General features: G+C 72.8%; 16 protein-coding genes. 10 read left to right on the top strand and 6 right to left on the bottom strand.

Annotated elements, in window-relative coordinates; all coding sequences use genetic code 11:
* The first annotated feature begins 2 nt into the window (after positions 1–2).
* Complete coding sequence (locus IF09_RS0130500) at positions 3–545, top strand: hypothetical protein (RefSeq protein ID WP_030301193.1); 543 nt, start codon at positions 3–5, stop codon at positions 543–545.
* Positions 546–702: 157 nt separating this feature from the next.
* Here the strand turns inward: IF09_RS0130500 and IF09_RS0130505 are convergent, their stop codons facing one another.
* The 3 genes from IF09_RS0130505 to IF09_RS45920 all read right to left on the bottom strand — a co-directional run bounded on the left by IF09_RS0130505 (position 703) and on the right by IF09_RS45920 (position 3,168).
* A complete protein-coding gene (locus IF09_RS0130505) occupies positions 703–1,293 on the bottom strand; it encodes a hypothetical protein (RefSeq protein WP_030301195.1) in 591 nt (196 codons plus the stop codon).
* A 240-nt stretch (positions 1,294–1,533) separates the two neighbouring features.
* Positions 1,534–2,304 carry a DUF4239 domain-containing protein gene (locus IF09_RS0130510; protein ID WP_030301197.1) on the bottom strand — a complete coding sequence of 257 codons (771 nt, stop codon included), beginning with the start codon at positions 2,302–2,304 and terminating at the stop codon, positions 1,534–1,536.
* Between the two features lie 135 nt (positions 2,305–2,439).
* Positions 2,440–3,168, bottom strand: a complete 729-nt coding sequence (locus IF09_RS45920) for a hypothetical protein (RefSeq protein WP_158710088.1) — start codon at positions 3,166–3,168, stop codon at positions 2,440–2,442.
* 314 nt (positions 3,169–3,482) lie between these two features.
* On the opposite strand from IF09_RS45920, the gene IF09_RS0130525 reads away from it, so the two are divergent.
* Both IF09_RS0130525 and IF09_RS0130530 read left to right on the top strand, forming a co-directional pair.
* On the top strand, positions 3,483–4,313 hold the full coding sequence (locus IF09_RS0130525; RefSeq protein ID WP_030301200.1) for an SAM-dependent methyltransferase: 831 nt from the start codon (positions 3,483–3,485) through the stop codon (positions 4,311–4,313).
* A gap of 125 nt (positions 4,314–4,438) precedes the next feature.
* The gene (locus IF09_RS0130530) at positions 4,439–6,604 is read left to right on the top strand and encodes a putative bifunctional diguanylate cyclase/phosphodiesterase (RefSeq protein ID WP_030301201.1); all 2,166 of its coding nucleotides are present in this window, start codon (positions 4,439–4,441) and stop codon (positions 6,602–6,604) included.
* Positions 6,605–6,668: 64 nt separating this feature from the next.
* Here IF09_RS0130530 and IF09_RS0130535 read toward each other — a convergent pair whose 3' ends face one another.
* Positions 6,669–7,742, bottom strand: a complete 1,074-nt coding sequence (locus tag IF09_RS0130535; RefSeq protein WP_051833139.1) for an FAD-dependent monooxygenase — start codon at positions 7,740–7,742, stop codon at positions 6,669–6,671.
* A 126-nt stretch (positions 7,743–7,868) separates the two neighbouring features.
* On the opposite strand from IF09_RS0130535, the gene IF09_RS0130540 reads away from it, so the two are divergent.
* Entirely contained in the window at positions 7,869–8,519 is a 651-nt protein-coding gene (locus IF09_RS0130540) for a TetR/AcrR family transcriptional regulator (RefSeq protein WP_030301205.1), read from the top strand.
* Between the two features lie 39 nt (positions 8,520–8,558).
* Here IF09_RS0130540 and IF09_RS0130545 read toward each other — a convergent pair whose 3' ends face one another.
* Positions 8,559–9,437: a LysR family transcriptional regulator gene (locus tag IF09_RS0130545; RefSeq protein WP_030301207.1), complete on the bottom strand. Its 879-nt coding sequence runs from the start codon at positions 9,435–9,437 to the stop codon at positions 8,559–8,561.
* Positions 9,438–9,531: 94 nt separating this feature from the next.
* Here IF09_RS0130545 and IF09_RS0130550 point away from each other — a divergent pair, with 94 nt between their 5' ends.
* From IF09_RS0130550 to IF09_RS42090, 6 genes are all read left to right on the top strand, one after another.
* Positions 9,532–10,236: a succinate dehydrogenase cytochrome b subunit gene (locus tag IF09_RS0130550; protein ID WP_063607449.1), complete on the top strand. Its 705-nt coding sequence runs from the start codon at positions 9,532–9,534 to the stop codon at positions 10,234–10,236.
* Position 10,237: 1 nt separating this feature from the next.
* Positions 10,238–12,205, top strand: a complete 1,968-nt coding sequence (locus tag IF09_RS0130555; protein WP_030301210.1) for a fumarate reductase/succinate dehydrogenase flavoprotein subunit — start codon at positions 10,238–10,240, stop codon at positions 12,203–12,205.
* A complete protein-coding gene (locus tag IF09_RS0130560; RefSeq protein ID WP_030301212.1) occupies positions 12,202–12,948 on the top strand; it encodes a succinate dehydrogenase/fumarate reductase iron-sulfur subunit in 747 nt (248 codons plus the stop codon). Before IF09_RS0130555 ends, IF09_RS0130560 begins: the two co-directional genes overlap by 4 nt.
* 234 nt (positions 12,949–13,182) lie before the next feature.
* Positions 13,183–14,910 (top strand): stealth conserved region 3 domain-containing protein, encoded by a 1,728-nt coding sequence (locus IF09_RS0130565; protein WP_051833141.1) that lies wholly within the window; start codon positions 13,183–13,185, stop codon positions 14,908–14,910.
* Positions 14,911–15,033: 123 nt separating this feature from the next.
* A complete protein-coding gene (locus IF09_RS0130570) occupies positions 15,034–15,687 on the top strand; it encodes a hypothetical protein (protein WP_234321199.1) in 654 nt (217 codons plus the stop codon).
* 66 nt (positions 15,688–15,753) lie between these two features.
* Positions 15,754–17,763 (top strand): SGNH/GDSL hydrolase family protein, encoded by a 2,010-nt coding sequence (locus IF09_RS42090; protein WP_030301217.1) that lies wholly within the window; start codon positions 15,754–15,756, stop codon positions 17,761–17,763.
* Here IF09_RS42090 and IF09_RS0130580 read toward each other — a convergent pair.
* The gene (locus IF09_RS0130580; RefSeq protein WP_030301219.1) at positions 17,727–20,150 is read right to left on the bottom strand and encodes an excinuclease ABC subunit UvrA; all 2,424 of its coding nucleotides are present in this window, start codon (positions 20,148–20,150) and stop codon (positions 17,727–17,729) included. The two genes, IF09_RS42090 and IF09_RS0130580, sit on opposite strands and share 37 nt — an antisense overlap.
* Between the last annotated feature and the right edge of the window lie 48 nt (positions 20,151–20,198).

The following is a 20,198-nucleotide window of genomic DNA, read 5'->3' on the forward strand; positions in this document are numbered from 1 at the left end:
CCATGCGTGTTCTCCGCGCCCTCACCGTGGCCGCGGCGGCCTTCGTCGCCGTCGGGCTCAGTACCCCGTTCGCCGCCGCGAACCCGTCGGACCCGCTGGGCGGATCCCCGTCGGGCCAGGGCGGCAACGGGGGCAACACCGGCAACGGACCGAGCAATGTCACCGTCAACCCGTACTCCGTGCACCAGGGATCGACGATGCAGGTCAGCGCGGCCGGCTGCCGCCACGGCGGCACCGTCTGGTCGGCCGGCAACTTTCCCCAGGCGAACCTCTCGGCCGGCTCCATCGGGTTCGCCACCGTCCGGATCTTCAACCACGCCACGCCCGGCAACCACACGCTGTCGGTCAAGTGCCACGACAACAGCCTGGTCGCCACGCACCGGTTCACGATCCTCCGGGGCAACGGCGCACAGGGCGGTATCGGCGGCTCGTTCGGCCCGTCCACCGCCGAGACCGCCATCGGGGCGAGCCTCGTCGGCGCTTCGGCGCTGGGCGCGGGCGTCCACGTGATGCGCCGGCGCCGTCCCCTCCGCGGGCGGGCCTGACGGCGCGGCCGCCCCGGCCGCGGCCCGGGAACCGCCGGTCGCCCCGAATCCTCGGCCAGGACTCGGGGCGACCGGCGGTCGGTGCTCTGTGGTGGTGTGGTGCGGGGGTGCACTGCCGGGGACGCTCAGATGTGGTGCGGGGCGCGGCCGGGGGCGCTCAGTGGCCGCGTGCGGCACGGCGGCGTCGGAGCGCGTACGCCGTACCGCCGGCGGCCGCGAGGAAGAGCCCGGCGCCCGCGCCGAGCTCCCGGGGATCCATCCCGGCCACACTGCCGCCCAGGCCGCCGCGGACGCCGAGGGAGGCGCCGCCGGTGGAGGTGGAGGTGACGGTCGTGTTGGCCCTCGCAGTGGCCGTCGACGTGGAACTGGTGGTGGGCCGGGTGGTACCGCCGGTGATGGTGAGGTCGGCCGAACCGGTCTCCCCGTTGCAGGTGAAGGACACGGAGTACACGGCTCCGCGCCGGGCGTCGCGGTCGACGGTCACGCGCGCGGTCTGGCCGCGCGCGATGCTCACGGTGTCGAAGACCCCGGAGGAAGCGGTGGCATAGGCGGCGTTGCAGCCGGTGACCGAGAGCACCGTCTGGCCGCCCGGGGCGACCGTCGACGGGGTGATGGCGAAGCCGAACGAGGTGATGGGCTGGGCCTCGGCCGCGGTCGCGGAGGGCGCGCCGAGGACGCCGAGCGCGAGGACGGCGCCCGTGGCGCCGGCGCTCAGCAGGGCTGTGGCGTTGGTACGTATCGCACCCATGGTTGTTCTCCGGATCCCCGAGGAGCAGCCGCGGAACGGTTTCCGCACGTGGGGGGTCGTGCGCCTCGATGCCCGCCACGCTAGGCGCGGCCACGGTGACCCGCGATCAGGAACGGGCGAATGGGGCACGGGGATGGGCCGAACCGGGGACGGGAGGCCCGTCCCCGGTTTGCCGGGCGGCTGCGGGGGCACGCCGGTGCCCCCCCTCGGGCCCCCGGGGCCGCCGATGCCCCGGTCGTCTCAGTCGCCGAGTCCCAGATGCGGGAACTGTGCAAGGAAGGGCTCGGCGGTCGCCGCGATGCCCCGCCCGAACGGCGCGTCGAAGTCCCAGATCAGGAACAGCAGGAAGGCGATCAGAGCGCTGAACAGCCCCGCCAGCAGAAGCTCCCGGAACGAGCGGCGGATCTGCAGGGTGAAGACCAGGCCCACCGTCACCAGCGCGCCGGCGATCAGCCCGAACCACACGACCCCCGGCATCGTCGCCCCCGCGCTCTGGCCGCGGGCGCTGCGCGCGTCGTCCACCAGGGCGACCTGGTCCACCAGCGGCTGGTACGCCTGCCCCTCGTGGTCGGTCTGCGGTTCGTAGTCCGTGACGTCCCGGCGGATGCGGTCCAGCAGTTCCCCGCTGCGGTCGGCGAGATTGCCGTTGTCGGCCATCTCCTTCCACTCCGTGTCCACCACGTACGTCACGTACGCGTCGACGTCGGACCTGATCTTCTTGCGCACCTCGGCCGGATAGACCTCGGAGCGGACGCTGATCTCGTGCAGGGCCTGGGCCTCCTGGCGGACGTACTCCTGGGCGGCCCCGCGGCCCTCCCAGACGCCGGCGATCGCCAGGCCCAGCACGATCGCGTAGATCACCCCGATCATCATGGTCATGTACTCGATGACGTCCGGGGTCTCGTTGGGATCGTCGTCGTCGCCGATCCGGCGGTGGTTGAAGAAGGCGATGGACAGCACCACGGCGCAGGCCGCGGCCATCGCGAGGGACAGGACGAGCCATTCCGACAAGATGACTCCCGATCGGTCACGAGGTGGGTAGCGGGTGGGTCCGGGGAGTGTCGTCAAAGTCCCTCCCCCAGCTAGCGCTGGGAGGTGCCCCCAGGCCGCCCCCGCGGGCGGACGAAGTTACTTCGACGACACCCCCTAGCGCGGGCGCAGCGCGACGATCGCGAGCACCGCGGGAGCCGCGGTCATCAAGGTGAAGGTCACCGGTGAGATGTGGTGCTCGGGCCGTTTGGCGGCCGCCGTGCGGTAGGCCGGCCTGGCCACCGGCTTCTTCGGGGGCGGGGCCGGGGGCGTCACTGCGGGGGCCGGCGCCTCCACCTCGAGCGGCGGGGGCGGTACCGGCTTCGGCGGGGCCGGCGCGGGCGGCTTCGGCTTCGCCTGCGGAGCGGGCGGCGGCGGGGGAGCGGGCTTCGGGGCAGGCGGAGGAGGCGGCGCGGGCGGCGGAGCCGGCTTCGGGGGCGGCTTCGGCACCGGGGGCGGCGGTGGGGTCGGCGGCGGCGTGGGGGTCGGCGTGGGGGTCGGCTTCGGCGGGCACGGAGGGGGAGGCGGCGGCGGGCAATGGTGCCGCCCGTGGCCGCCGTGTCCGCCGCCGCCGTGGTGGCCGCTGTGGCCGCCGTGGCCGTTGCCGTGCCCGTTGCCGCGGCCGCCGCCCTGGCCGCCGGGAGGCCCGTCGCCGTGATGTCCGCCACCCCGGCCGCTCGCGGCCGCACTGCTTCCGGCGGCCGCGACCAGCCGGAGGGCGGCCGCGCCGTCTCCGGTGCCGATCGTGGCGTAGGCGCAGCTATCAGCCACGGCCGGCGTGGCGGACAACGCCGCCCACAGCAGGACCGGGACCGCCAGCAGGCGTCTGGTACAGGCTCTGTTCACCCGGGGAGCATGGGCTCACGTGCGCTCGCGCACGCGGGGCCCGGCCATGGTTCGCCTGAACGGGTGGAGCGCAGACCGTAGAGGTTTGAGCCACGGAACGATCCAGTCCGGTCACGTACCTGTGCATTCTCATAAGCGACTTGTCGGTTTCGGTCATTCGCTGCGGGAGAGGCCGTCGAGGCCTTTGGTGTGTGATGAAGAACGGATCACCAATTTCCGCTTTTGCTCGCTCCGTTGGGCAATGATCAGTACATTCGGCTCGGACAGGCGTCCGACCCCGGACGACCGCGCAGGACTACGGCTTGGAGACCCCGATGGAGCGCCCCGCCTGGGCCCCGCCAGGTATCGACATATCGGTGCCGAGCGTGTCCCGCATCTACGACTACTACCTGGGCGGCTCCCACAACTTCGAGGTCGACCGCCAGGCCGCCCGCCGCGCCATGGAGTTCCTGCCGGGCCTGCCCAAGATCATGCAGGCCAACCGCGCCTTCATGCGCCGTGCCGTCCGCTACGCCGTGGCCCAGGGCGTCACCCAGTTCCTCGACATCGGCTCCGGCATCCCGACCTTCGGCAACGTCCACGAGATCGCCCAGGCCGCCAGCCCCGAGGCCCGCGTGGTCTACGTGGACCACGACCCGGTCGCCGTCGCACACAGCCGCGCCGTCCTGGCCGGCGACGACCGCACCGCCATCGTCGCCGCCGACCTGCGCAAGCCGCGGGACGTTCTCGCCGCCCCCGAGGTCGGGCAGCTGCTTGACCTCGAACGCCCGGTCGCCCTGCTGCTCGTCGCCGTCCTGCACTTCCTGGAGGACGCGGACGACCCGTACGCCGCCGTCGCCGAACTGCGCGACGCACTGGCCCCCGGCAGCCTCCTGGTGCTCACCCACGCCTCCTACGAGGGCATCCCGCTCTCCCAGGAGGTCGCGGGCGGGATGGTCGGCGTCTACCGGGACATCCGCAACCCGCTCGTCATGCGCAGCGGTGAGCAGATCACCCGCTTCTTCGACGGGTTCGAACTGGTCGATCCCGGTGTCGTGTCGATGCCGCTGTGGCAGGCCGAGGGCACCGAGGACCCGGAGGACGGCGAGGCGCCCGAGGACCCGTACGCGTTCTCGGGCTTCGGCGGAGTGGGACGCAAGGCGTGAGATCCCCGGCCGCGGTGCCTTCCGGCACACCGACCCCGAAGAAGGCAGAACCCGCGCAGGCCGCCGGGCCCGCGCAGGGGGCAGAGCCTCCGTCCGCGTCCACGGGCCCGTCGGCTCCGGCGGGCCTGTCGGCCGGTCCCGCCGCCCTGCGGAGCGGGCTGGAGGACCGGATCGGGCGCTTCGCGACCATCTGGGGACGGGCGATCTTCCCCGTCACGGCGACCTCGCTGACCCGCGTCGAGTTCGAGCAGCACCTCATTCCGCTGGCCAGAACCCTTGCCGAGGCCCTGCACGCCCGGCCCTTCGACGCGGGCGTCGCCCAGCGCGTGGGGGCCGAACTCGTCGCCGTGCACTGCACCGACCCCGAGGCGCTGGCCGGTACGCTCGGCGTGGTCGAGTCGTACCTCGTGCTGTACTGCGGACCTGACGGCGTGGGCGTGGAGGGCACCGAGGAGTACCGGTCCCGCTGCGCCCGGCTGCAGCACGGGATCGCGGCGGGCTTCGCCCGCGCGCTGCGCGAGCGGACCCTCAAGGAGCAGGAGGCCATCGCCCGCTCCGCGCTGACGGCCCGCATCGACGCCCAGCAGGCCCTGCACGCGAGCGAGGAGCGCTTCAAGGCGGTCTTCGAGGGCGCGGCCATCGGCATCGGCATAGCCGACCTTCAGGGCAACGTCCTCGAGGTCAACGACGCGCTGCTGCAGATGTTCGGCGGGATGGGCGGGCACGTCCGGGGCCGCAACGTCAGCGAGTGGGGTCACCCCGACGACGCCCCGCACGTCTGGCGGATGTACGGGGAACTCGTGCGTGGAGAGCGCGAGAGTTACCGCGTCGAGAAGCCGTACTACCGCCACGACGGGACCGTGCTGTGGACCAACCTGACCGTGTCGCTGCTGCGCGACGCCGAGGGCGTGCCGCAGTACCAGCTGGCGCTGATGGAGGACACCACCGAGCGGCGGCTGCTGAACCTGCGGCTCCGCTACGAGGCCACCCATGACGCCCTGACCGGACTGCCGAACCGGACGCTGTTCTTCGAACGCCTGGAGAAGGCCCTGAGCGGGGCCGGCGGCAGCCGCTTCGGCCTGTGCTACCTGGACCTCGACGGGTTCAAGGCGGTCAACGACAGCCTCGGCCACTCGGCGGGCGACCGGCTCCTGGTGGAGGTCGCCGACCGGCTGCAGAGCTGCGCGACGGGCCCCGGCGAGGTCGTCGCCCGACTCGGCGGCGACGAGTTCGTGGCGCTGACGACCGGCTCGGACACCGAGGAGGAGGTGACCGAACTCGCCGTCCGGATCCTGTCCGCCCTGTCGGTGCCCATCCGGATCGAGGGCCGCGAGCTGTCGGTCCGCGGCAGCATCGGCATCGTGGAGGGCCCGGCCCGGGAGCGGACCCCGGCGGAGGTGCTGCGCAGCGCCGACATCACCATGTACCGGGCCAAGGCGGCCGGCGGCAACCGCTTCGAGTTCGCCGACGCCGAGGCCGACGCCCGCGCCATCACCCGGCACGGCCTCACCAACGCCCTCCCGGCGGCGCTGGAACGCGGCGAGTTCTTCATCGAGTACCAGCCGCTGGTCCACATGCACGACGGCAGCGTCCATGGCGCCGAGGCGCTGGTGCGCTGGTCGCACCCGCAGTACGGGGTACTCGGGCCGGACCGCTTCATCCCGCTCGCCGAACGGACCGGGCTGATCGTTCCGCTCGGCCGCTGGGTCCTGGAGGAGGCCGTCCGCCAGGCCCGCAACTGGCAGCGCCAGCACGGCGGCTCGGCCCTGCGGATCAACGTCAACCTCTCGCCGACCCAGCTGCACCACCCCGGCCTGGTCGCCGACACCGTCGCGGTGCTGGAGAACTCGGGCCTCGCCCCGGGTGCTCTGTGCCTGGAGGTCACCGAATCGGCTCTGATCGGCGCCGACGACGAACTCCTGGAGCCCCTGCGCCGGCTCGCCGCCCTCGGCGTGGACATCGCGCTCGACGACTTCGGCACGGGCTACTCGAACCTGGCGAACCTGCGCCGCCTCCCGGTCAGCGTCCTGAAGCTGGACCGCTCCTTCACCAAGGGGATGCAGCAGCAGCCCGCCAACCCGGTCGATGTCAAGATCGTGGAAGGCATCGTCGCGCTGGCCCACAGCCTCGAACTCGCCGTCACGGTCGAGGGCGTGGAGACCGGAGCCCAGGCCGCCCAGCTGCGCGAACTCGGCTGCGACACCGCCCAGGGCTGGTACTACGCCCGCCCCGGCGCCCCCGACCGCATCCATACCCTCTCACTGTCGGACGCCGTGCCCACACCCTCCTGACGCCACCGCGCCGCACGGCCGGATCCGGAGCCCGCCGCGGCCGACGGCGGCCCGGCCGGGCCGGTCAGTCCAGGCCGGCCTCCGTTCCCCGGCCGGGAGTCCGGACGGCAGCCACGACCCGCTCGTACCGCCGTGACGTGTCGGCCAGGACCTCGGCGGCCACCGCAAGCCGCTCCGTCTCGTACGCGTCGAGCACCTCCGCACCGGCCCGCCCGGCCAGGGCCGCGGCCAGCGTCCGGCCGAGGGCGGCCGCGTCCTGGATACCGGTGTTCATGCCGAGCCCGCCGGCTATGGGGTGGACGTGCGCGGCGTCCCCGGCGAGGAACACCCGGCCCTCCCGTATCCGGGTGGCCATGCGGACGTTGACCCGCCAGGCGGAGAGCCAGGTGGCATCCGCGAGCCGGATCCCCGGCATCCGGGCATGGCGGTCGAACAGTCGCTGGAAACTTTCCAGCGAGGGCGGCAGCAGTCCGCCCTGCTCGTCCTGCTCGGGTGAGGCCTGCAGCTGGAAGGTGTCCGTGCCCGGCATCGGGCAGAGCAGTATCCCGCCGCCTTCCGAGGTGAACCACTGGTGCCAGAAGTCCCGGCTGAGCCCTGGGGCCCGGACGTCCCCGATGACCATCGCGGGCTCCTCCTCCCCACTGCCCTCGAAGGGGATGCCGAGGAGCTTGCGGGTGGTGCTGCGCCCGCCGTCGCACCCGGCGAGATAGCGGGCCCCGATCACGGTGCCGTCCGCCAGCTCCGCGCGGACCCCGGCCGCGTCCTGGCTGATCCCGGCGAGCCGGGAGCCGTACTCGACCTGTACTCCCAGGCCGGCGAGCCGGTCGCGCAGCGCCTCCTGGATCTGCCACTGCCCTATCAGCAGGCCGCTGCCGGGCATGGGGGTGTCGTTGACGTGCGCTCCGTCGAAGTACTTGCGCAGGACCACCTCCCTGTTGCCGACGGCCGTCAGGGACTCGGCCACGCCGAGCCCCTCCAAGACGTCGAGGCTGCTCGGCCAGAGCCCCTTGCCACGGGACTCGCGGTGCGGTGCGGCGCGTCCCTCGATGACGCGGACGGAGGAGGCTCCGCCCAGGGCGAGTTCACAAGCCAGGGTCAGTCCCGTGGGGCCGGAGCCCACGATCAGTACGTCGGTCATCGGATGTCCTCTCCTCATCGATGTGTGTCGATGTGCTCATCGATGTCTCAAGGAAAGCGGCTCCCGCCCGAAAATGCAACCCGGTTAAGAAAGTTACCGGGTCACGCATGGTGGTACGCTGTGCGCATGGAGAACACGACGGGTCTGCGCGAGAACAAGAAGCTCCGTACGCGTCGCCAGCTGGCGGCCACGGCGCTGGAACTCTTCCTGGAGCGGGGCTTCGATGCCGTGTCGGTGGCGGATGTCGCCGCCGCGGCCGAGGTCTCCAAGCCCACCCTCTTCCGGTACTTCCCGAGCAAGGAGGACCTGGTGCTCGACCGGTTCGCCGACCATCAGGACGAGGCGGCGCGCATCGTGCGCGAGCGCCCTGCCGGCCAGACGCCGGTGGGCGCGGTGCGTGCGCACTTCCTGGCGGCCCTCGCCGAACGGGACCCGATCACGGGGCTGTGCGACCACCCCGGGGTGGTCGCCTTCCAGCGGCTGCTCTACTCCACCGCCAGCCTGGAGAGCCGGATGGCTCACTACACCGACCGTGAGGTGGAACTGCTCGCCGCCGTGCTCGAGGCGGAGTCGGCCCCGCCGCTCATCGCCCGGCTGGCGGCGGTGCACCTGGTGGCGGTCCGCCACGAGCTGGGCCGGGAGAACTATCGCCGCATGGAGGCGGGTCAGAGCGCCGACGAGGCCCAGCCGGCCGCCGTGGCCGATGCCGACCAGGCCTTCGCGATGCTGGCCGACGGCCTCGACGAAGCCCTCCCCATGGCCCCGGCGCGGCCCTGACGGAGGGCCGCACTCCGCCCTGGGCGAGGCGCGGCGGGCTCAGCCCAGCAGGATGCGCTTCAGCTCGCGGGCCGCGCGTGGGGGAGCGACGTCCGTGCGGTGGGCCAGGGCGATCGTGCGGCGCAGTGGAGAGCCCGCCAGAGGGGTGGCGCGCAGCCCCGGGCCGGCGTGGTCGACGACCATCGCCGGGACCACCGCGACGCCGAGCCCGGCGCGGACGAAGCCCAGGATCGCGTCCATCTCCCCGCCCTCCACCGTGAACACGGGCTCGAAGCCCTCCGCCCTGCAGGCGGCCACCGTCAGGTCCCGCAGGTCGTAGCCGTGGCGGAACATCACCATCGGCTCGTCGCGCAGCGCGGACACCGTGAGCGGGCCGCCGCCCGCCGGAGGCGGCAGTCCCGCCGAGGAGACCACCACCAGGTCCTCCGTCAGAAGCTCCACCGTGGTCAGGGCCGGAGCCGAAGGCGGCAGCGGCAGCGCGATCAGCGCCAAGTCCAGGGCCCCGCGCGCGAGTTCCCGTACGAGGTCCAGCGAACCGCTCTCCTCGATCAGCAGCTCGATCCCCGGATGGGCGGTGTGGAAGGCCCGGAGCACATGCGGCAGCAGGCCCGTGCACACGCTCGGCGTGGCCCCCAGCCGGACCCGCCCGCGCCGCAGCTGCGCCAGTTCCTGCACCTCGAGCCGCGCGGTGTCCGCGTCGGCCAGGATCCGCCGGGCCAGCGGCAGGAGCGCCTCGCCGGCGTCGGTGAGCGCGATGTTGCCCCGCGCCCGGCTGAAGAGCTCCGCCCCCAGCTCCCGTTCGAGCGCCTTGATCTGCTGCGAGAGCGACGGCTGGGCGACGTGCACCCGCTCCGCGGCCCGGGTGAAGTGCCGGGTCTCGGCGACGGCCACGAAGTACAGGAGCTGCTGGAACTGCATCACCCCAGGCTACGCCCTACATAGCGATCCCCTATCGAGATCAGCGCCATCATGTCTTGGACCTCTCGGGACTTCGGTCCTTACCGTCTGTGACATGGCTCTGGCAACGCGGACGGGCCGACGGCCGTCCACCACGCGAACGCTCTGGGACTCCACCGTCGGCAAGAAGTCCGTGATGGCGGTGTCCGGGCTGATCATGCTCGGATACCTGGTCGTCCACATGATCGGCAACCTCAAGATCTTCTTTGGACCGGGGGATTTCAACGGGTACGCGCACTGGCTCCGCCACATGGGCGAGCCCTTCCTGCACAGCCACTGGGGCCTGTGGGCGGCCCGCGTCATCCTGCTCGCCGCCGTCGTCGCACACGCCGTGTCCGCGTACCAGCTCAGCCGCCGCGACATCAGGGCCCGCCCGGTCAGGTACGCCCACAAGCGCCGCCGAGCGAGCTACGCCACGCGCACCATGCGCTGGGGCGGTGTCATACTCGCCCTGTTCATCGTCTGGCACCTGCTCGACCTCACCACGCTCACCGTCAACGAGCGCGCATGGGCCGGCCACCCCTACGAGAACGTCCTCGCCACCTTCTCCACCTGGTACGGGAACAGCATCTACATCGTGGCGATGGCCGCCCTCGCGATGCACGTCCGGCACGGCTTCTGGAGCGCCGCCCAGACCCTCGGCGCGGGCAACGCCCGCCGCGACCGGGCACTGAAGCTCCTCGCCAACGCCCTGGCCCTCGTCCTCTTCGCGGGCTTCGTCTCCGTACCCGTCGCCGTCATGACCGGAGTGGTGAGCTGACATGAGCAACGCCTACGCCCACACCGACTACACCCGCTACGGCACCGGCGAGCCGATCGCCGACACCAAGGCCCCCGCAGGCCCCATCGCCGAACGCTGGGACCGCCGCCGCTTCGAGGCCAAGCTCGTCAACCCGGCCAACCGCCGCAAGCACACCGTGATCGTCGTAGGTACCGGCCTGGCCGGCGGGGCGGCCGGCGCGACCCTCGCCGAACAGGGCTACCACGTCGTCCAGTTCTGCTTTTCCGACTCCCCGCGCCGGGCCCACTCCATCGCCGCGCAGGGCGGCATCAACGCTGCCAAGAACTACCGCAACGACGGCGACTCGGTGCACCGCCTCTTCTACGACACCGTCAAGGGCGGCGACTTCCGCGCCCGCGAGTCCAACGTCCACCGCCTCGCCCAGATCTCCGTCGAGATCATCGACCAGTGCGTGGCCCAGGGCGTCCCCTTCGCCCGCGAGTACGGCGGCCTCCTCGACACCCGCTCCTTCGGCGGCGTCCAGGTCTCCCGTACCTTTTACGCCCGCGGCCAGACGGGCCAGCAGCTCCTCCTCGGCGCCTACCAGGCGCTGTCCCGGCAGATCGCCGCCGGCAACGTCGAGATGCACGCCCGCACCGAGATGCTCGACCTGATCACGGTCGACGGCGTGGCCCGCGGCATCGTCGCCCGCGACCTGGTCACCGGCAGCATCGACACGTACTACGCCGACGCCGTCGTCCTGGCCAGCGGCGGCTACGGCAACGTCTTCTACCTCTCCACCAACGCCATGAACTCCAACGCGACCGCCATCTGGCGGGCGCACCGGCGCGGCGCGTACTTCGCCAATCCCTGCTTCACCCAGATCCACCCCACCTGCATCCCGCGCACCGGCGACCACCAGTCCAAGCTCACGCTGATGAGCGAGTCCCTGCGCAACGACGGCCGCATCTGGGTCCCCAAGGCCCAGGGCGACACCCGCCCCGCCGCCGAGATCCCCGAGGCGGAGCGCGACTACTACCTGGAGCGGATCTACCCCTCCTTCGGCAACCTCGTGCCCCGCGACATCGCCTCCCGCGCCGCCAAGAACGTCTGCGACGAGGGCCGCGGCGTCGGCCCCGGCGGCCAGGGCGTCTACCTCGACTTCGCCGACGCCATCCGCCGTATGGGCCGGGACAAGGTCGCCGAGAAGTACGGCAACCTCTTCGAGATGTACGAGCGGATCACCGCGGAGAACCCGTACGAGGTTCCCATGCGGATCTACCCCGCCGTGCACTACACGATGGGCGGACTGTGGGTCGACTACGACCTCCAGACCACCGTCCCCGGCCTCTTCGCGATCGGCGAGGCCAACTTCTCCGACCACGGGGCCAACCGCCTCGGCGCCTCCGCCCTGATGCAGGGCCTGGGCGACGGCTACTTCGTCCTCCCCTCCACCATCAACGACTACCTGGCCCGCCACCCGCACCGGGAAGCCGTCGACGACGGCCACCCCGAGGCCGCGGCCGCGATCCGCGAGACCCGCGACTGCCTCGCCAAGCTGCTCGCCGTCGACGGCGACCGCACCCCCGACTCCTTCCACCGCGAGATCGGCGAGCTCATGTGGGAGTACTGCGGCATGTCCCGCACCGAGGAGGGCCTGCGCAAGGCGCTGGACCGGATCCCGCACATCCGCGAGGAGTTCTGGAAGCGGATCAAGGTCCCGGGCAGCGGCGAGGAGTTCAACCAGTCCCTCGAGAAGGCCAACCGCATCGTCGACTACCTGGAGCTCGCCGAGCTGATGTGCCTCGACGCCCTGCACCGCGCCGAGTCCTGCGGCGGCCACTTCCGCGAGGAGTCCCAGACCCCCGACGGCGAGGCCGCCCGCCGCGACGAGGAGTTCGGCTACGTCGCCGCCTGGCAGTACCAGGGCACCGGCGCGGCCCCCGTCCTGCACAAGGAAGACCTCGTCTTCGAGTACGTCCACCCCACCCAGCGGAGCTACGCATGAGGCTCAACCTGCGCGTCTGGCGCCAGCAGAACCCCGACACCCCCGGCGCCATGGTCACGTACGAGGTCGACGGCATATCCCGCGACATGTCGTTCCTGGAGATGCTCGACACCCTCAACGAGGACCTCATCCTGCGCGGCGAGGACCCGGTCGCCTTCGACCACGACTGCCGCGAGGGCATCTGCGGCGCGTGCAGCCTCGTGATCAACGGCGATGCCCACGGTCCCGAGCGCACCACCACCTGCCAGCTCCACATGCGGTCCTTCGCCGACGGCGACACCATCGACGTCGAGCCCTGGCGGGCCGCCGCCTTCCCCGTGGTCAAGGACCTCGTCGTGGACCGCAGCGCCTTCGACCGGATCATCCAGGCAGGTGGTTACGTCACCGCCCCGACCGGATCGGCCCCCGAGGCGCACGCCACCGCCGTGCCCAAGGCCGACGCCGACTTCGCGTTCGAGCACGCCGAGTGCATCGGCTGCGGGGCCTGCGTGGCGGCCTGCCCCAACGGTTCCGCGATGCTCTTCACCTCCGCCAAGGTCAACCACCTCAACGTGCTGCCGCAGGGCTCGCCCGAGCGGGAGACCCGCGTACTGGACATGGTGGCCCAGATGGACGGCGAGGGTTTCGGCGGCTGCACCCTCACCGGGGAGTGCGCCACGGCCTGCCCCAAGGGCATCCCGCTGCCGTCCATCGCCGCCATGAACCGCGAGTGGCTGCGGGCGGTCCGCAAGAACGGAGCATGAGGGGGCCACGAGCACCGAGGATCACGCAGGATCACCGCGACCGCCGAATCTGAGAAGGTCCTGTGAGATGCGGACAAAGAGACTTCAGACACTTGCGTGAAAAATGAACGACGGGAAAGGTGGAGGTGAACGAGGCATCCGCCCCTGCCTGCCGGACGGCACCGCACCCCCTCACGCCGGGTGCCGCCCGCATCCTCGGGTGCCGCACACCGGCGCCGTCTCGCGAGGTCGTATATGCAGGGCCCTTCCCGTTTCCCCTTTCCCGTCGGCCTGCGCCGGATCGTACGGACGCTGCGCCGGCCCGGCGGCGTACCGAAACAGCCGGACGCCGCCCACCGGGAGCGCACCGGGAGCGGGGGCCAGGCGCCGCCCCCGGCCGGCCGGACCCGTGAGGACGAGCTGCTGGGGCAAACGCCGGGCCTGGTCCGGCACCGCGGCCGGCTCGCCCGGGTCCGCGACGACCTGCTGCCCGCCGGCGCCCGGGACGCCGGCCTGAACGCGGTCGCCGAGGCACTCGAAGCGGCGGCCGTCCCGTACGGACTGGTCCCCGACGGCGGGCTGCGGCACCGGGTGGCCATCGCCCCGGACGACCGCGCCGCCGCCCTGAAGGCATGCGCCGCGGCCTTCACCGGGCTCCCCGTGTACGCCCTGCTCTTCGGCGACGGCGGGGAAGCGGGCGAGGTCCTCGCCGAAGCACTCCCCGAAGCGGTCGCGGCCCGGGAGTCCGGGCCCGCCGACCCGCCGCACCCGAAGATCAAGGGCATCCGCCTCTTCCAGCCGGTCGTCACCTCCGGCCGGACCCTGGCCTACGGCCCCGACACCGGCTGCGACCTGGAATTCTGGGAAGCCGCCGATTCCGGCATCGGCGCGATCGCCGGCCTGCGCGAGACCCCGTACGGCTGGTGGGTGCCGACCCTCGAAGCCACCGCCACCCTCCGCGTCGGCGACCGCGACCACCCCGTCGTCGACGCCTTCGCAGGCCGCTTCCCCGACGACATCGACTTCCCCGTCGACGCCGTGATCACCTGGGTCGACGCCGGCGACGCCGCCTGGCGCCGCCGCCGGGACCATGCCGCCGCGGCCGAGGCCGGCACCCGTGGCCACGCCCTCGTCGACCACGCCGAGAACCGCTACCGCGACCGAGGCGAACTCCGCTACTGCCTGCGCTCCATCGCCGCCCACGCGCCATGGATCCGCCGCGTCTTCATCGTCACCGACGACCAGACCCCGCCCTGGCTCGCCACCGACCACCCCCGGCTGACCGTCGTCGACCACCGCGAACTGTTCGCCGACCCCACCGGCCTTCCGGTGTTCAACTCCCACGCCATCGAGAGCCAGCTCCACCGCATCCCCGGCCTCGCCGAGCACTTCCTCTACTTCAACGACGACATCTTCCTCGGCCGCCCGCAGTGCCCGCAGAACTACTTCCTCTCCTCCGGGCTGCCCAAGGTCTTCCACGACCGGCGGGCCGTGGCCCCCGACGACCCGAGCGATGACGACGACGTCTTCACCGCCTCCCAGAAGGCCACCCGCCGCGCGGTGGAACAGGCCGTGGGCCGCACCTATCCGCACATCCTGGCCCACACCCCGTACCCGCTCAGCCGCTCCCTCTTCGCCCACGTCGAGGAACGGCTGCCCGGCCGGCTCACCACCACCAGCCGCTCCGTCTTCCGCAGCGCCGAGGACCTCGCGCCCGTCACTCTCGCCTCCCACCTCGCCCTCGCCGACGCCCGCGCGGTCGAGGGCGAACTGGTCCACGCGTACGTCAGCACGGGCCGGGCCGACGAGATCCACCGGCTGCCCGGCCTCGCCGCCGACCGCTCGGCCGACGCGTTCTGCCTCGCCGACGACGACGCCGGCCCCGGCCTTTCGCCCCGGGAACAGCAGCGCGCGGTCACCGCGTTCCTGGAGGCGTACTTCCCGGTGCCCTCCCCGTACGAGAAGCCCCTGCCGACCGGCTGAGCCGACCGGCGGACCCGACGCGCTGACCCGATCGGCGGATCCGATCGGCCGACCGGGCGCTCGTGGCCGCCGTACGACGCGCCGCACCCGCCCGCGTCCGGCCCGTGCGGGACAGTGGGCCCCATGCCACAAGCCCCCGCCGGGTCCGGACCGCGCCGCCGCACCCTCCTGGCGGCCGCCGCCCTCGCCCCGCTCGCGATGGCCGGCTGCTCCGCGGAGGACCCGTCCGGCACCACGGCCCATGGCCCGAAACCCGCACCGAAGGACGCCCTCGTCATGGTGATCCGGCACGCGGAGAAGCCGTACGCGGGGGACCTGGGCGAAGACGAGGACGGCGACGAGCACCCCGGATCCCTCGCCGGACGCGGCCGCCGGCGGGCCGAGGAACTGCACCGCCTCTTCCTGCCCGCCGGCGGTTCCACGCTGCCCCGCCCCGCGGTCGTCTTCGCGGCCGGCGGCCCTGCCGGAGCCCCCGCCCGCTGCCGCCAGACGGTCGAGCCGCTGGCCGCGACCCTGCGCACCCCGCTGCGCGGCGAGTTCGCCGTCGGAGCCGAACCGGCCCTGGGCCAGGCCGTGCTGGCCGCCCGTATGCCCGTACTCGTCTGCTGGGAGCACACCGGCGTCCCCCGCCTGATCCACTCCCTCGGCGCCCACCAGGTGCTCGGCATCCCCGCCGCCTGGCCCGACCGCTACGACCTGGTCTGGCTGTTCACCCGCCGGCAGGGCCGGTGGAGCTTCCGCGAACTTCCGCAGCACCTGCTGCCGGGGGATGCGTAGCCCGTCAGGCGCAGGCCGACGTGGTCCGAGCGTCGTCGTCCGACCGGCACAGAAGGGTGCAGGGACATGCACGGTGGCGAGCCGGCAGCGCCGGTCGGCAGGCGGGACCGGCGCGCCATGCTGATGTGGTGGGGGCCGCGGGCGCTGTTCGTCCTGGGCGCCGTGGTGCTCGTCGTGGAGTCCAGCCGCGGAGTGCCGCTCCGCGAGCTGTACGCGGCTCTGGGCTTCTTCGGGGTCTGCAGCGCAGTCTTCGTCGGACGGCAGCTGGGCGCAGGTCACGAGCCGGGCCCCGGCGGGCACATCCCGCGCTGGCTGCTCCGGGCGGCCGGCCTGCTGACCGCTTCCGGAGTGGTGGTACTCGTCCTCCACCTGGCGGGAGTGCAGGGGGACGCCCTGCCGCTCGTCGGGTCGGTGCTCCTGCTGCTCGGTCTGGGCTGGTTCGCCGAAGCGTGGCGCGGAGTCGAACCGGGCCGGCCGAGGAGGGCGCTGCTGCTGTGGGGCGCGGCCCTCATGGCCCTGACCGCGGTGGTGGCGGTCATCGCGGCCCTCGTGCTGCCCAAGGCCAAGGGCGGTCTCTACGTCGGCCTGCTCATCAGCCTCGGCGCGGCCCTCTTCGCGTGCCTCCCGCTGAGCCTCAACCTCCTGTCCGAATGGGGCGTGCGCCTCCTGCGGGCGCGGCGCTCCGCCGCGGGGCCCGGGGCCGGTGTGGGGGTCACCGGGATCCTCGGCCTCGTCGTCACCGCCGCAGTCGTCCTGTCCTGCCTGTGGCTCGTCCAGCGGGACTGGGTGCTGGGTGCGGTGCTCGTCGGGGCGGCGCTGTTCCTGCTGGCGGCCATCGTCTCCAACACGCACGCCGACGTCGCCCTCGTCCTCGCGGGGCTCTGCCTCCTCGCGGCGGCGCCCCCGGAGCACCGCCACCCCCAGGCCCTCGACCCCGCAGGCGGACAGCGCGTCCTCGTGGCCCTGGGCGACTCCTACATGTCGGGCGAGGGCGCGAGCAGCTACTTCGAGGGAACCGACGACGGCGGCCGCAACGAATGCCGGCGCTCGCCCTCCGCCTACGCGGTCGGACTCGGCACCGCCGGCCCGCGGTTCGACCGCGTGCTGTTCCTCGCCTGCTCCGGCGCGCGGACCTACAACGTCAACCCCCGCTCCGGAGGCGGCCGCTCCCGCGTGCAGCCGGGCGAACCGGGCACCCAGATCGACCAGTTGAAAGGCGTGGCGTCCTCGTTCCACCCGGCCCTCGTCATCGTCGCCCTGGGCGGCAACGACGCCGGGTTCGCCATCCTCGGAGAGGCGTGCCTCGCGCCGGGCGACTGCGAGACCCGCAGGTCCCTGTTCCTGAACAACCTGCCGAAGGTCCGGCAGGACCTCATCGCGACCTACCGGTCCCTGCGGCAGGCCGTGCCCGCCGGCGTGCCCATCGTGGCCGTGCCCTACCCGCAGCCGATCGCCGCAGCCGGCCGCTGCAGCGGAGTGGCCCTGACGAAGGCCGAGCGCGATTTCATCCGCACGTTCGTGGAACAGCTCGACACCACGATGCGCCAGGCGGCCGACACGGCGGGCATCACCTACATGGCCGAGATGAAGGACAGCTTCGCCACGCACCGGCTCCAGCTGTGCGAGCGCAGAAAGGGCGCAGCCGGAGTCAACTTCGTGGACATCGAGACGGTCAACGGGCTCGCCGCACAGCGCTTCAGCCCCGCCAAGTGGCTCCACAACAGCCTGCACCCGAACGAACGCGGGCACGCAGCCATGCGCGACACCTTCACCGCCTGGCTCGACGCCCACCCCGAACTCCTGCCGCACGCCCCCACGGGCCACGAACAGGCGACGGTCCTCCCCGCGGCCGAACCCGAGCCGCTGTGCGGCATGACCGACGACGCGGTGAACGCGCACTGCAGGGTGCAGCTGCGGGCCTGGGAGCTGGAACAGGTCCGGGGCGGCTGGCCGTGGCTGCTGCTCGTGCTGGTCGGACTGGCCGTGGTGTGGGCCGCGTGCATCGCCGTCTTCGGCCTGCTCCCCGGATCCGGGCGGTCCTACCTGGATCCCCGCTCCAGCGCGCGGGCCAGGTAAGGGGCTGTGCGGCTCGCCGCCGTGCGGGCCACCCGAGCGGGCGGGCCCGACGCGACGATCCGGCCGCCGTCGGCGCCGCCGCCCGGGCCCAGGTCGATCACCCAGTCCGCGCCCGCCACCACCTCCATGTCGTGCTCGACGACCACCACCGAGTGCCCGGCCTCCACCAGCCCGTGCAACTGCCGCAGCAGCACCTGCACATCGGCCGGATGCAGCCCCGTCGTCGGCTCGTCCAGTACGTACAGGGTGTGGTCGCGGCGCTGCCGCTGGAGCTCCGTGGCCAGCTTGATCCGCTGCGCCTCGCCGCCCGACAGCTCCGTGGCCGGCTGCCCCAGTCGCAGATAGCCCAGCCCGATGTCCTCCAGCGCCCGCAGGCTGCGCGCCGCCGCCGGGACCTGCGCGAAGAACGAGGCCGCGGACTCCACCGTCAGCGCCAGCACCTCCGCGATGCTGAGCCCCTCGTACCGCACTTCCAGGGTCTCGGTGTTGTAGCGGGCCCCGGCGCAATCCGGGCATGGCGCGTACGTACTCGGCAGGAACAGCAGCTCCACCGAGACGAATCCCTCGCCCGTGCAGGTCTCGCACCGGCCGCCCGGCACGTTGAAGGAGAACCGGCCCGCCTTCCAGCCGCGCGCCCGTGCCTGCGGAGCCGCCGTGAACAGCTTGCGCACCACGTCGAACAGCCCCGTGTACGTCGCCAGGTTGGAGCGCGGCGTCCGGCCGATCGGCTTCTGGTCCACCTCCACCAGCCGCCGCACCGGATACCCCGGGTCGGTGAGCCGCTCGCCGACCTCCCGGGCGAGCACCTGGCCCACCAGTGTGGACTTGCCCGACCCCGACACGCCCGTCACGGCGGTGAACACCCCGAGCGGGAACTCCGCGTCCACGCCCTGCAGGTTGTGCCGGTCGGCACCGGTGAGCCGGACCGAACCGGTCGCCTCCCGAACCTCCCGAACCTCCCGAACCTCCCGCACCGGCCCTGCCCCCGGCTCGGCGAACAGATGGCGGGCCGTCGCCGACGCCGCCACACCGGCCAGCTCCTGCGGCGGCCCGCTGTACAGCACCTGCCCGCCGTGCTCCCCGGCCAGCGGACCCACGTCCACCAGCCAGTCCGCATGCCGCACCACATCCAGATGGTGCTCCACCACGAACACGGTGTTCCCCGCCGCCTTGAGCCGGTCCAGCACGCCGAGCAGCGCCTCCGTGTCGGCCGGGTGCAGCCCCGCCGACGGCTCGTCCAGTACGTACACCACCCCGAACAGCCCGGACCGCAGCTGCGTCGCCAGCCTCAGCCGCTGCAGCTCGCCCGCCGACAGGGTGGGCGCGGTGCGGTCCAGGCTCAGGTAGCCGAGCCCGAGCTCCACGACGGGCCCGATGCGGGACCGCAGGTCCTCGGCGAGCACCCGGGACGCTTCGCCGTCCGGGGCCGCGCCGGCCAGTACGCCGTCCAGGGCGGTCAGCGGCAGCGCCGCCAGCTCCGCGATGGTGCGGCCCGCGAACGTCACGGCCAGTGCCTCGGGCCGCAGCCGCCGCCCCGCGCACACCGGGCACGGGGAATCGGCGAGGAACCGCTCGGCGCGGGCGCGCAGCGTGGCGCTCTTGCTGTCCGAGAAGGTCCGCATCACATAGCGGTGGGCGCTCATGTACGTGCCCTGGTAGGGCCGCTGGATCCGGTCCGCCTCCCGCACCGGGTGCACCGTGACCACCGGCTGCTCCTCGGTGAACAGGATCCACTCGCGGTCCTTCGCCGTCAGCTCCCGCCAGGGCGCGTCCACGTCGTACCCGAGCGCCTCCAGGATGTCCCGGAGGTTCTTGCCCTGCCAGGCGCCGGGCCAGGCCGCGATCGCACCCTGGCGGATCGACAGCGCCGGGTCCGGAACGAGGAGGTCCTCGCTGGTGCGGTGGATGCTGCCGAGGCCGTGGCAGGACGGGCAGGCCCCGGCGGCGGTGTTGGGGGAGAAGGCGTCGGAGTCGAGCCGTTCGGCACCCGGAGGATAGGTCCCGGCGCGGGAGTACAGCATGCGCAGGGAGTTGGACAGCAGGGTCACCGTCCCGACCGAGGACCGCGAGCCGGGGGAGGAGCGCCGCTGCTCCAGCGAGACGGCGGGCGGCAGCCCGGTGACGGAATCCACCTTCGGGGCGCCGATCTGGTGGATCAGGCGGCGGGCGTACGGGGCCACCGACTCGAAGTACCGGCGCTGGGCCTCGGCGTAGAGCGTGCCGAAGGCGAGCGAGCTCTTGCCGGAGCCGGAGACCCCGGTGAACACGGTCAGCGCGTCGCGCGGAATGTCCACGTCGACGCCGCGCAGGTTGTGCTCCCGGGCACCCCTCACCCGTACGAAGGAGTCGTGGTGGGCCTGGGGTGCGGTGGCGGTGGAGTGGTGCATTCGCCCCAGTTTACGGGGCCCCCGCACGGGTGGCGTGTACGGGCCGCG

Source organism: Streptomyces katrae (assembly GCF_000717655.1).
Classification (GTDB): domain Bacteria; phylum Actinomycetota; class Actinomycetes; order Streptomycetales; family Streptomycetaceae; genus Streptomyces; species Streptomyces katrae_B.